Annotated in this window: 12 protein-coding genes; all 12 read right to left on the minus strand. The window is 32.9% G+C overall.

What is annotated here, in order from left to right; genetic code table 11:
- Positions 1-162: 162 nt before the first annotated feature.
- Positions 163-1,440 carry a lipopolysaccharide biosynthesis protein gene (locus OTG27_RS15035; protein ID WP_268937328.1) on the minus strand — a complete coding sequence of 426 codons (1,278 nt, stop codon included), beginning with the start codon at positions 1,438-1,440 and terminating at the stop codon, positions 163-165.
- A 26-nt stretch (positions 1,441-1,466) separates the two neighbouring features.
- Positions 1,467-2,618 (minus strand): glycosyltransferase, encoded by a 1,152-nt coding sequence (locus OTG27_RS15040; RefSeq protein WP_268937329.1) that lies wholly within the window; start codon positions 2,616-2,618, stop codon positions 1,467-1,469.
- A 1-nt stretch (position 2,619) separates the two neighbouring features.
- Positions 2,620-3,744, minus strand: a complete 1,125-nt coding sequence (wecB, locus tag OTG27_RS15045; RefSeq protein WP_268937330.1) for a non-hydrolyzing UDP-N-acetylglucosamine 2-epimerase — start codon at positions 3,742-3,744, stop codon at positions 2,620-2,622.
- 3 nt (positions 3,745-3,747) lie between these two features.
- A complete protein-coding gene (locus OTG27_RS15050; protein ID WP_268937331.1) occupies positions 3,748-4,857 on the minus strand; it encodes a capsular polysaccharide biosynthesis protein CapF in 1,110 nt (369 codons plus the stop codon).
- 88 nt (positions 4,858-4,945) lie between these two features.
- Entirely contained in the window at positions 4,946-5,977 is a 1,032-nt protein-coding gene (locus OTG27_RS15055) for a polysaccharide biosynthesis protein (RefSeq protein ID WP_268937332.1), read from the minus strand.
- Positions 5,978-5,996: 19 nt separating this feature from the next.
- On the minus strand, positions 5,997-7,199 hold the full coding sequence (locus OTG27_RS15060; RefSeq protein ID WP_268937333.1) for a glycosyltransferase family 4 protein: 1,203 nt from the start codon (positions 7,197-7,199) through the stop codon (positions 5,997-5,999).
- Positions 7,200-7,229: 30 nt separating this feature from the next.
- Entirely contained in the window at positions 7,230-8,222 is a 993-nt protein-coding gene (locus OTG27_RS15065; RefSeq protein ID WP_268937334.1) for a peptidoglycan bridge formation glycyltransferase FemA/FemB family protein, read from the minus strand.
- A 2-nt stretch (positions 8,223-8,224) separates the two neighbouring features.
- Entirely contained in the window at positions 8,225-8,680 is a 456-nt protein-coding gene (locus OTG27_RS15070) for a GNAT family N-acetyltransferase (protein ID WP_268937335.1), read from the minus strand.
- A complete protein-coding gene (locus OTG27_RS15075) occupies positions 8,667-9,317 on the minus strand; it encodes a sugar transferase (protein ID WP_307730086.1) in 651 nt (216 codons plus the stop codon). Before OTG27_RS15075 ends, OTG27_RS15070 begins: the two co-directional genes overlap by 14 nt.
- A complete protein-coding gene (locus tag OTG27_RS15080; protein WP_268937336.1) occupies positions 9,317-10,432 on the minus strand; it encodes a DegT/DnrJ/EryC1/StrS family aminotransferase in 1,116 nt (371 codons plus the stop codon). The genes OTG27_RS15075 and OTG27_RS15080 overlap by 1 nt, the downstream gene beginning before the upstream one ends.
- Positions 10,433-10,643: 211 nt before the next feature.
- Complete coding sequence (gene galU / locus OTG27_RS15085; RefSeq protein WP_268937337.1) at positions 10,644-11,537, minus strand: UTP--glucose-1-phosphate uridylyltransferase GalU; 894 nt, start codon at positions 11,535-11,537, stop codon at positions 10,644-10,646.
- Positions 11,538-11,559: 22 nt separating this feature from the next.
- Complete coding sequence (locus tag OTG27_RS15090) at positions 11,560-13,380, minus strand: polysaccharide biosynthesis protein (protein ID WP_307730087.1); 1,821 nt, start codon at positions 13,378-13,380, stop codon at positions 11,560-11,562.
- Positions 13,381-13,446 lie beyond the last annotated feature (66 nt).

Genomic DNA, 13,446 nt, shown 5'->3' on the forward strand with positions numbered 1-13,446 from the left:
ATAATAGAATATCAATTTTTAAAAAATATTTATATACTTTATACTTAAACCTATATTTCCTAGTATATTGTGAGTAGAAGCATTAAAGACATAAGTAATTATAAAACATTTAAAAGATATAACTTTATCAATCTTTTTACATTATTTTCTCTAATTCTAATATTAATTATTTATTTTCCTTATATTTTGACGTTTGCACAAATAACCAATATTAATAATAATAAGTAAATAGATTATTCCATAAACTATACTTATTAACTCAAAATATTTATATATATTTAAATTAAATAAGTCTGAAAGAAAATATATTATTATACCAGAAAGTACTAATATTGTTTGAAATATTGTATCAATATATTGTTTATTAAAAATTACATACGAACCAATAATTGAGGATGCAACGAACCTAAAAGCAAACATTAAACAAAGTATGGAAATATATTTTCCAGATTCTATATATCCCTCTCCAAATACGAACTTTGTGAGATTTGGCCCAATTATAGCTAAAATAGAGAATCCTATAATTGATAAACTTCCCATTACTTTAATAACCGAAAGAAAAGTGTCCCAGACAGAATTACCTTTTCTATAGTCCTCTCCCAGCTTCTGCAAATAAACCTTGCTTACATTATTAGTGATAAGCACTAAAGGGATTCCTAAAACATTTATTGTAATAGCGTAGTAACCTGCCTCTGTTGCAGAAAATAATGATATCACTGACAATGTAATTAAAGAATAAGAGAAAGAATTGATGAACTGTGCAGGAACTAAATATTTAATATGGTTTTTGTTTTTTTTAAAAAAAGAGAGAATTTGCGATATTTTTATTTTGTCCCTTTTTTTAAACCTATATATATAGGCTTTGGCTTGCATCCTTAACCCAAATACAGGTGAAAGACCATAACCTAAAGCTTGACCACCTACTCCACCACCAAAGATACCAGATATCACTTGTATTATTCCTTTTGTTAATTCTCTTAATACCGATATACTCGCCATTAATGAATACTTTTTTTCTCTATTATTATGGCTAGTAAAAATGAAACGTAATCCATTAGTTAGAACTATTAATGGTATTAACATTGAGTATATTCCTATTTCTTCAAATGAATTATTTCCTATAAACAGCATCACTAAAATAAATACAGTGTATATTAGTGTTGTAAAAAAAACAGTAATAATACCTACATCGGTTAAAAGATCAGCTGTTTCATCATTGTCTTCTATTACGATTAGCATTTCTAGTTTAAGTGCCGCCACAGGAATTATCAATGTAGCCATAGAAATTATGAAAGTATAAATACCTAGCTCTTCTGGTGTTATTAATCTTGTTATTATAGGTTGTATTAGAATATTTATTGATTGTGCAATTATTGTTCCAAACCCTAGCGATATGAGTCCCGACCATTTACTTTTCTTAAAATAGGTTTTTAGATTCATAAAGAACCTCATTTATAATTTTTTTATTAATCTAACTTGAATAAGTTATAATATTCCTCAATATCTTTTGCATTATTAGAAGTTTGTTTACCATATTCAAAGGCATTTTTTGATATCGTTTGATATTCCTTATTATTCAAATTCACACACTCTTGTAAGATTTCAGAAAAACTATTTTCATCTGATAGTTTAATATCCCAACCAACTTGATTGTTTCTCAAATCTCTCCACGGCGTCTGATCGCTAATAATAACAGGACATCCTCCAATAAGAGCTTCAGAAATTACGTGTCCAAAATTCTCTCCTAAAGTTGGAAAAAGAAATATATGATTCTCTTTAAATATTTCCATAATGTTATCATGATCTATTGCACCTTTATATGAAGCCTCTATGCTTTTAGGTAAGCTTTCTATTACTTTTTCACATTCTGACCAATAAACTTTATCTTCTAAAGGACCATATATATTAAATTCTATTTCACCTTTAACTGCTTTTACGAATTCTATAGCCTTTTTTAGATTTTTTTTAGGATGAATTCTAGAGATAAAAACAATTTTCAATTTACCTTTGCTCTTCTCAATCTTTTTGTCATACTTGAGTTCCTTATAGTTTGCAGTTAAGTTATTTGCAACTTTTATATTTGCTTTTTTTCCAATTATCGATTCAATATCATCTTTTTCTATCTCTGCTGTTGCATGCCAAGTGATATCTTTATACAAGCCAAAGGCTTTTGCAATTTTTATATAAAGCTTCTTCTTTCCACTTTTTAAACCTAATGCTCCTGGTGAAAACTGGCCCCTAGGAGCTAAAACAATCTGCTTTCTAGGTATTCTCTTAAATTTGCTTAGTAATACAGGGACAGTGCTAAATTTATATGAGAAAAAACTATTTAAATAAATCACATCGTAATTAACGCTATTGATTATATTAGCAGTTTTTCTCCATGTTAATTTGGAAAGGTCCGTATAAAAAACTTTAGCATCCCCAACAGATACCCAATCATCTATTATTATATTGTCAAAAGGCTTATCATCACCTAAATCTCTATCAGCAGCAACTATATAAAAGTCCACTCTTTCTGAGAGGTTTTCCACTAAATTCTTGATAGATTGTATGGGGCCTCCACCTTTAATACTGGGAATATAAAATCCAGCACATATTAAAACTTTCTTTTTCATACTATTCCCCCCAAACAACCCTATTCACATAATCCGTATAGGACAGTATAATCCTTAAAACCTTATCAGATACATTCGGCATACTATAATCACCAACAAGTCTTAGTGTATCTTTTTCTTGTGTATTCAATATCTCTAGCCCTTGTAATATTCTTGCCTTTTTCAAACCAACCATCATAACCGATGCTTCTTCCATTGCTTCTGGTCTCTCATGAGCTTGTCTTATATTCAGTGCTTTAAATCCAAGAATAGAAGATTCTTCACTGATTGTTCCGCTATCACTAAGAACTGCCTTAGCTTTTGTTTGAAGCTTCACATAATCATTAAACCCTAAAGGTTTCATCGTTTTTACTAATGGATTAAACTCTATCCCTTTAGCATTAATCATATTTCTAGTTCTAGGATGGGTACTTACAATTACAGGCATTTTGTATTTTTCTGCAACCGCATTTAAACTATCTACTAAATTCATGAAATTAGTTTCTGAATTAATATTTTCTTCCCTATGAGCTGAAACTACAAAATAATTTCCCTCATCAAGATTTAATCTCTCTAATACATCTGATTCTTCAATGTCACCTTTTCTTGAATTGAGGACTTCAAACATTGGACTTCCGGTTTTTATTATTCTATCTGCAGGTAGTCCCTCTCTTAACAAATATTCTCTTGCAATGTCACTGTAAGTTAAATTAATATCAGCTGTATGATCGACAATTTTTCTATTAGTTTCTTCTGGTACTCTTTGATCAAAGCATCTGTTGCCTGCTTCCATATGGAAAATAGGAATATGTCTTCTCTTAGCTGCAATAGCACATAAGCAGCTATTAGTATCACCTAGCACCAATATAGCATCTGGTTTTACTTCTTCCATAATAGGATCAATTCTAATCAAAATATTCCCGATAGTTTCTACTGCTGTGCCGTTTGCAGCATCAAGGAAATAATTAGGTTTTTTTAGTTTGAAATCATTAAAAAACACTTCATTTAATTCATAATCATAATTTTGCCCCGTATGAACAAGTATATGTTCTACAGCATCTGACTCTTCCAATTTATTAATAACAGCAGATAATCTTATTATCTCAGGCCTTGTACCAACGACTGTCATGACTTTTAATTTCTTCATTAATTATACCTCCACGAAATATGTATCTGGTTTCTCTTGATCAAAACATTCATTAACCCACATTACGGTTACTAGATCGCTTTCCCCCACATTTACAATGGAATGTGTATAACCAGTAGGAATATCTACAACTTGTAACTTTTCGCCGCTTACTCGATATTCAATAATTTCTTCTGAATCTATCTTTCTAAATCTAATAAGGCCTTCTCCACTTACTACTAAAAATTTTTCATTTTTAGTATGATGCCAGTGGTTTCCTTTGGTAATACCAGGTTTTGATACATTTACCGAAACTTGCCCTCTTTCAGGAGTTCTAATAAACTCTGTAAAAGAACCTCTGTTATCACAATTCATTTTTAAATCATAGGAAAAGTTGTCTTCCGGTAAAAAGCTTAAATATGTACTGTAAAGCTTCTTGGTTAAGGCATCTTCCATATTAGGAATGCTTAACTCTACTCTACTTTCTTTAAAGCTTTTTATACGTTCAGCTAAATCCCCTAATTTAATAGTATGTGTTGTTTTCACAAAGCAATATTGATTCTTTTTAGTCGGATTTCCTTCTAAAGCGTTTAAAAACTCTTCTAAAATATCATCAATATAACAGAGCGTTAATTCAGCATCATAACTATTAATTTGAATATCTATATTTCTAGCGATATTATAACAATACGTTGCTACAACCGTGTTGTAGTTAGGTTTACTCCACTTTCCAAATAAATTAGGGAGTCTGTATACAAATACCTCCGATCCTGTTTGATGACCATATTCAAACAGGACATCCTCACCTGCTTTTTTGCTTTTGCCATATGGATTATCTTTTTCAGCTTGTATCGACGAAGTAATGAGCACAGGTGATTTATTATTATGTTTTTTTAATAGCTCTAGTAATTCAAGCGTAAAATGGAAATTGCCTAGCATAAATTCTTTTTCATCGTCAGGACGGTTTACTCCCGCCAAATGAAAAACAAAATCGCATTCTTTTGTATAAGTATCCAATAAAGACGGTTCAGTTTCTCTCGTAACCTTAAAAATATCTTCATAGCCTTTATTTTTTAATTCCGCAATTAAATTTTGCCCTACAAATCCATTTGCTCCTGTAACGAGTATTTTCACTATATAAACCAACCTTTCTAAGTACCTAAATATAATAGATGAAGCTCATGCCAGAATACGGATAAGGCAATTGCTTCATGTATTTTTATTATTTTGAAGAAAGTACCTTCATATCCTTTAGTTCATTTTGAACATACTCCAATTCAAGAAGTTTTTCTTTAATCTGTTCTATACTTAAGATTTGGGTATTATGAGAGTTATATTCTTCTTCAGTAGATAACTTTTTATCTCCTTCAGCAAAATATTTATCATAATTTAAATCTCTTTTATCTGCTGGGACCCGGAAGAAACCACCTAAATCCTCTGCAACTACATATTCTTCTCTCGTAAGCAAGGTTTCATATAATTTTTCTCCATGTCTTGTACCAATAACCTTAATCTCATTATCTGCCTTAAATAATTCTTTAATAGCTTGAGCTAAATCTCCAATATAACTTGCAGGGGCTTTTTGTACCATAATGTCACCCGCAACTGCATTTTGGAACGCAAATATAACTAGCTCAACTGCTTCTTCAAGACTCATGAGATACCTTGTCATATTAGGATCCGTAATGGTTAATGGCTGTCCACTTTTTATCTGTTCAATAAATAAAGGTATTACAGATCCACGAGAGGCCATTACATTACCATACCTAGTTCCACAAATAAGCGTTCTTTCTGGATCAACAGTTTTTGCTTTAGCAACAAAAACCTTTTCCATCATTGCTTTTGATATCCCCATAGCATTAATTGGATACGCTGCTTTGTCAGTTGAAAGACAAATTACCTTTTTGACTCCATAATCTATAGCCGCTGTTAAAACATTATCCGTTCCTAAAATGTTAGTTTTTACAGCTTCTAATGGAAAGAATTCACAAGAAGGCACTTGTTTAAGAGCAGCTGCATGGAAAACATAATCGACATTGTGCATAGCATTCTTTACACTTGCAACATCCCTAACGTCACCGATATAAAATTTTAATTTTTCATTTTTATATAATTTTCTCATATCATCTTGCTTTTTTTCATCTCGTGAGAAAATACGGATTTCCTTGATATCGCTATCCAAAAATCGTTCCATAACTGCATTTCCGAAAGAACCCGTGCCACCTGTTATTAATAAAGTTTTATCCTTAAACATGCATATGCCTCTTTTCAGGTTATTTAAAATGATTCATTATTATTTCATAAGAGTGGTTTGCTGTATAGTTATCTTCTAAGTACCGTCTAGCGTTTATACCCATCTGTTTTCTTAATTTAATGTCACATAATTCTTGTAACTTTTTATTGAATTGCTCAACATCATTGCTCTCACACCAATAACCAAATTGTCCCTCTTCTATCACTTCTCCAATATCTGTATTAACATCTGTTGCTGCTAACACTGGCATGGAAGCTTGCATATATGATAGAATTCTGGATGGAAAATTTGGTATTGTAAATCGCTTATCGAGAAATATTAATCCTACATCACATGAATTTGCCAGAACTTCATAATCCTCTTTTGGTAATTGTTCAAACACTTGCGCATTAGACGGTTGTTCGTTATTAAAATAGGCTTTAAGCTTATTAAATTCTGTCCCTGAACCAGCTATAACAAAATACACTTGTGAATTTTCTTTATTAGCTTTTAAACAATCAATTAAGAAATCAATACCCTGTGGTTTACCAAGGTTACCTCCATATATGAATACAGTTTTATCCTGTGGTATGTTGTACCTTTTTTTTATTTCTCTTATCTTTTTCTCATCTTTCTTTATCATTAAGGGATCTATGCTATTTGGACATACCTCAACTGTCTCTGGAGATACCTCCATATTATTTTTCAAAATAAAATCTACATTTGCTTGTGACATGCAACCAATATAATCCGACTGACTATACAATTTTTTTTCTTTGAATCTAAAATATTTGTATAAAAGACTGTTTTTGCTAATCATATTTAAATCAACTGCATTTTGAGGGAAAATGTCTTTTAACAATAGATAAGTACTTGCACTATCTCTCTTTTTAACATACCTAATAACTCTTTCAAATGTAATAGGGGGAGTTGTATAAATTACCATATCAAATTTTATATCCTTCAAATATTTCTTAATAGCTCTTAAAAATATACTTTCTATCATTAAAGTTGAAATACCCTTCTCAAGGAGATTGGTTTTTGTAATATTACCAATTCTGACTCTCAGAAACTGCACTCCTTTTTCATTTACATATTCTGTCGGTTTTTTTAACCTTTTTTCTCTTGGGCTAACAACATAAACCTTGTGACCATTATCTCTAAATTGCCTTAACAAATCTGTATAAAGGCCTCTATCTTCAATATTATTCAATCTGCCAATTGATAAAAATAGTATATTCATTTTATCATCCTTAATTTAAAAGAATTTACTTTATACACTGTTTTTTCTATACGCTGGAAAAAAATCTAACTCTTCACCAATTTCTTTTTTTTCACATAGTTCATTATAAATTTCTCTATTCCATACTTTTTTACCAATATAAAACTCAAACTCAGAATTCCTTCCAAACTTTCTTTTAAATTGATACAACGGGTCTTCTTTACTATTACTAGTGCCTCCACCATAATGGACTATATCTTTACCATTTTCTTTCGCCCACTTCACTGTTGCATATTTAATAATATACGCTGGAGAAAGGTGTAAGTAATCTTGTAATGTTCCAGATAAATGAGCATGGATGATCTTCCCATATACAAAGTAAAAACCACTTGCTATAGTCTTATCTTCATAATTAACTTCTACTAAGATAATATTATCTTTGAAAAGCTCTAAACAAGAATTAAAGTAAATATCATCAAAATAATAATAATTTGATGCTCCGTTTCTATCCATTGTAGAATAGTATATTTGTTTGAAGTTATTTATACTATTTGGTTTCTCTGTTATCTTATATGTCACTCCAGAATTCAATGCCTTCCGTATGCTCTTTCTAGCACTTTTAGAGAATTCACTCAAAACAGGATCTGTATAGTCACTTATGTTAGTTCCGACAGTAGTTCTGATATTTTCTATTTTATAAATTTCTTTGAAATCTTGAGCATTGTCTGCTAACGGATGAAATCTCACAAATTCACTTACGATATTATTTTCATTACAGTATTTTTGAAATTCCTGTTTGAATCCGTTTAGTAATTCATTTTTATACCCTTCCTTGAAATCTGTTATCAAAGGGCCTCCATATCCATACGGTGTTACTATATCAAAGTATGATTTACCATCATTAACACACAATGGAATTTTACGCTTTAAGAACATATGATAAACATTTCCCAAAAAACTACTATACTTAAAAATTTCGCATGTGCCATTTTCTATTCTCTCATATAATTTTCCATAGTTTGATTCAAAATATATATCTTGCATATTTACAACCTCTTTTTCATGACAAGCCTTTCAACTTGGAAATTCCTTTTATCATAGAAATTAACAGCATCTTTGTTATTTTTAGTAACAAGTAACTCGATTTCATCTATCCCTTTTTTAGTTGCATAACCTTCAACTGCATCCCAAAGAACTTTCCCGACTCCAACACGTCTAAAATCCTCATGCACAACAAAATGATTAATATGAATCAAATTGTATCCCTGGTTATCCTTTTCAAAAAACCAAACAAAACCTGCTAGTCTTTCTTTATTTTTTATTCCATATACAATCGCTTTTCCGTCAGCCATATAGGCTTTAAGTGATTGTACTCTGGTAAAAAAAGAAGCTGCATCAAAACTTTTTTCTGGAAAACTCTTTTCATAAGACTGCTTAAGCATAATCCTAATATCTATGTTATATCTTTCAACATCTTCAATTTTTAACTTAATTATCTCCATGGTCTGATACACTTCTTTCTACATCTAAACTTTTAAGTACATGTTGACTTCCTACAGCAATATCCCTTCTCTGAACTACTCGTTTAATTGTAAGGGAAATAATGTGAATATCTTGTAAAAAAGACACGCTTTGTGAATACTGAACATCAAGACAGAGACGTTTATTCCACTCTAAAAGATTTCTACCATTTACTTGTGATAAACCTGTTAATCCAGGTCTTACACTGTGTCGTTGTTTTTCTTGTTCAGTGTAGTAAGGTAAATATCTTATAAGCAATGGTCTTGGACCTACAATAGACATGTCTCCTTTTAGAATATTAAATAATTCCGGTAGTTCATCGAGAGATGTAGAACGCAGTAATCTCCCAAACCTAGTAAGCCTCAAACTATCAGGAAGTAACTCACCATTTTCATCTCTCTCATCCGTCATTGTTCTAAACTTATACATCATAAAAATATTCTCATTCAGTCCTGGCCTTTTTTGTTTAAACAACACTGGGCTACCCAACTTCACTCTTACAAGAACAGCAACAATTAATAGGATAGGACTAAGGATTAAAATAGCTAGCAAAGATAGCATGAAATCCATCGTTCTTTTTACAAATCTTCTATAAATACCATGCTTAGAAGGTTTCATTACCTTTCCCACAACCCTTTTATAATTTCTACAACTCTCTCCAAATTCTCATCCGTTAACTTGGTATCGGAAGGCAAACAAACACCATTCTCAAACAGCTTCTCTGAAACATCTGTTCCAACAAAGTCATACTTCTCAAAAAACGGCTGCATATGCATAGGCTTCCAAATTGGTCTTGACTCTATGTTCTCTTTTTCAAGAGCCTCCATTATATCTATCGGTCTAACCAAACCATTCAAAGTCATAGAACTTAACCAATAATTCGGTTTATCCCACTCATTACTAGGCATGAACTCTACACCATCAAGTTCACCAAGTTCTCTCTTATAAAACTCAAGGATATAATTCTTCTTCTCAACTCTCTGATCTAATACCTTTAGCTGCCCTCTGCCAATCCCAGCTACTACATTGCTCATCCGGTAATTAAATCCTAATTCACTATGTTGATAGTGCCTTGCTTGGTCCCTACTCTGAGTCGCCCAAAACCTTGTCTTAGCAATACGCTCTTCATTATTAGAAACTAGCATCCCACCGCCTGAAGTAGTGATAATCTTATTCCCATTAAAAGAGAAAATCCCATAATCCCCAAAGGTTCCAGTATGTCTCCCTTTATAATAGGTACCTAAGCTTTCAGCAGCGTCTTCAATTACCGCTACATTATGTTTATTGCAAATCTCCATAATCTTATCCATATCTGCAGAAATTCCATAAAGATGCACTACAATTACTGCTTTCACTTCGGGATACTTCTCAAAAGCATCCTCCAAAGCTTTAGGACACATATTCCAAGTCTCATAATCACTATCTATAAAAACAGGAATGGCTTTTTGATAAATTACCGGGTTGACCGTTGCTGAGAATGTTAATGTAGGACAAAACACAATATCTCCTTCTTCAACTCCTGCTGCTTTAAGAGCTAAATGGATTGCGGCTGTGCCTGAAGATAGTGCTGCAGCAGCTTTACTTCCTACCTTATTTGCCAATTCTATTTCAAATTGATTGACGTTTTCCCCAAGAGGTGCAATCCAATTCGTATCAAAAGCTTCCTTTATATATTCCATTTCATAACCTTCATCACTCATATGTGGTGATGATAGGAATAATCGATCCTTCATCTCTAAAACTTCCTTCCTATAATAAGTCACTTTATATGTAGATATTTTTCAACAAGTTCTTTCTCCATCTAGCCACTATTAATATAGGGGTAAAGGGGGGTAAAGAGTATCCAAGGAAAATAGATGTAGAGATATTACTTGATGTTTCACCTGTTAAATCTTCCTTGGGTAACACTATATGAATCATATTTCACGAAAAACATAATTATTCTTATGCATTAATCTTTTCTGAGGAAATGTCCTTAACCGTTTGTTCTAAAAACTTTACTAAATCATCCTTGATTTCTTCATTTTGCAGGGCAAACTCTATCGTTGTTTTCACAAACCCTACCTTCTCCCCAACATCATATCGTTTTCCTTCAAAATCATAAGCAAAAACTTGCTGTATTTGGTTTAACTGTTGAATCGCATCTGTTAACTGAATTTCCCCGCCTGCACCAGCTTCTTGCTGATCAAGCATACTGAAGATTTCAGGAGTAAGGATATACCTTCCCATTATTGCTAGATTGGAAGGAGCTGTTCCTAAGGCTGGTTTTTCTACAAAGTTTTCAACTTGATATAGTCTTCCATCTTGAACAGCGGGGTCTATTATACCATAGCGGTTTGTTTCTTCTTTAGGTACAGTTTGAACTCCGATAACTGAATTGTTTGTTTCCTCAAACTGATTAATTAACTGCTTTAGGCAAGGAGTTTCACTCTGAACAATATCATCACCTAAAAGTACGGCAAATGGTTCGTCACCAATGAATTTACGTGCACACCATACAGCGTGACCTAATCCTTTTGGTTCCTTCTGTCTAATGTAATGGATATTAGCAAGTTTAGAAGAATATTGTACCTTATTGAGCAACTCTACTTTTCCTTTTTCCATTAGATTTTGTTCGAGCTCTGGAGCGTAATCAAAATGATCTTCAATCGCACGTTTACCTTTTCCAGTAACAATAATAATATCCTCTATACCTGATGCAACAGCTTCCTCTACTATGTACTGAATCGTTGGTTTATCAACGATTGGCAGCATCTCCTTAGGCATCGCTTTAGTAGCAGGTAAAAACCGTGTACCCAAACCCGCTGCAGGAATGATTGCTTTTGTGATTTTCTTCACTTATTAGTCCTCCTACTTATGGCTATTTCACTGCCGATAAAGCTTTGTTCTTTCTTCGATTTGCTAAATTTATAACGAAATCTTTAAGTTCTGTTATGGAAAAATCATCATAAGAGTTTAAAAGATATTGAATTTCCTCTTCCTGTTCCAATACCGCTTTTCCTATAAAGATTTTAGGGAACACAGCTTCACTATGAACCTCTTTCTCCCCTAAAAGTTCTTCATACATTTTTTCACCAGGACGGATTCCTGAGAATTCGATTCCAATTTCGTCTATGGAATAACCTGATAACTGGATAAGGTTAGTCGCTAATTCTACAATCTTAACTGGTTCACCCATATCTAGAACGAAGATCTCTCCACCTCTAGCCAAAGAACTGGCCTGAATGACTAATCTAGATGCTTCAGGAATAGTCATAAAATACCTAGTCATGTCTGGATGTGTGACAGTTACTGGGCCACCTGCCTGGATTTGTTTTTTAAATAAAGGAATGACACTTCCTCTGCTGCCTAAAACATTTCCGAAGCGAACGGCAACAAATTTCGTTGTGCTATTTTTTGCTAACTGCTGGATGATCATTTCGGCTATACGCTTGGTCGAACCCATGACGTTTGTTGGGTTAACTGCTTTATCAGATGAAATCATCACAAACGCCCCTACACCAAAAGTATCTGCTGCTTCTGCAACATTCTTTGTACCAAAAACGTTATTCTTAACAGCTTCACGAGGATTGTATTCCATTAGTGGAACATGTTTGTGCGCAGCCGCATGGTAAACAACATCAGGTCGGTGGGTGTCCATCACTTCAAACATTCTATCTCGATCTTGAATATCTGCAATGACAGGTATGATCTCTATTTGATCGGCATATAGCTTTTTCAGTTCCATGTCAATTTGATAAATGCTATTTTCTCCATGTCCAAGTATTATAAGAGTTCCCGGAGAGAATCTGCATATTTGACGGCAAATCTCCGAACCAATAGATCCTCCAGCTCCAGTTACTAGTATGGTCTTGCCAGTTACATATTCAGAAATACTATTAATATCTAATTCAACGGGTTCTCTTCCTAAAAGATCTTCAACTTCCACTTCTTTAAACTGATTAACCGCTACTTTCCCCAACATAATATCTTCAAGCATCGGCATGATTTGTGTTTTTGCATTCGTTTTCACACATTCATCAAAGATGACCTTCAATTCTTTTTTACTTAATGAAGGAATCGCAATGACAATATTATCAATATGGTATTTTTCAACCATTTCAGGGATATGTTTCGAGTTGCCGACAACGGGTATTCCTAATATGTCTAGCTTATCTTTTTTCGGATCATCATCAATGAATGCCACTGGTTTAAGTTCCGTATCATGATTATTAAGAAGTTGACGGACAACCATGGTTCCAGCAGAACCCGCCCCGATTACCAATGTGTTTCTGGTTTCCTTTTGATTATTTATCAAACGGTCACGCAGCATTCTCCACGAAAAACGGGAACCGCCTATTAGGATAACATGCATCATCCACGTCAACGCCATGGCCCTTACATAAACATCCTGAAAAACAATTAACTGGATGGCGATAACTGTGATAACCGATAGGCTTACGGCTTTAACGATGGACAATAACTCTCCAATACTCGCATATTCCCAGGCCTTTTTATACAATTTATAAATAGAAGCAAAAAAATGATGGCTGATTAATAGAGAGACTGATGTGACTAAGAGCGTTGGTAATTTAAATATTTCCAAATAGGGATACAAGAATAAATAACTTACATAAATGGCCGATAATACTATTAATGAGTCTAATAGGGCCAGAAGTGTTAATCGTTTTCGGTAGGCCAACCACATTTCCCCCTTTAATATTGTTTGATTTATTCTCTATTTAAATACAGTTTTAACGAATTGTAT

Source organism: Peribacillus sp. AS_2 (assembly GCF_026891895.1).
GTDB lineage: Bacteria > Bacillota > Bacilli > Bacillales > DSM-1321 > Peribacillus > Peribacillus frigoritolerans.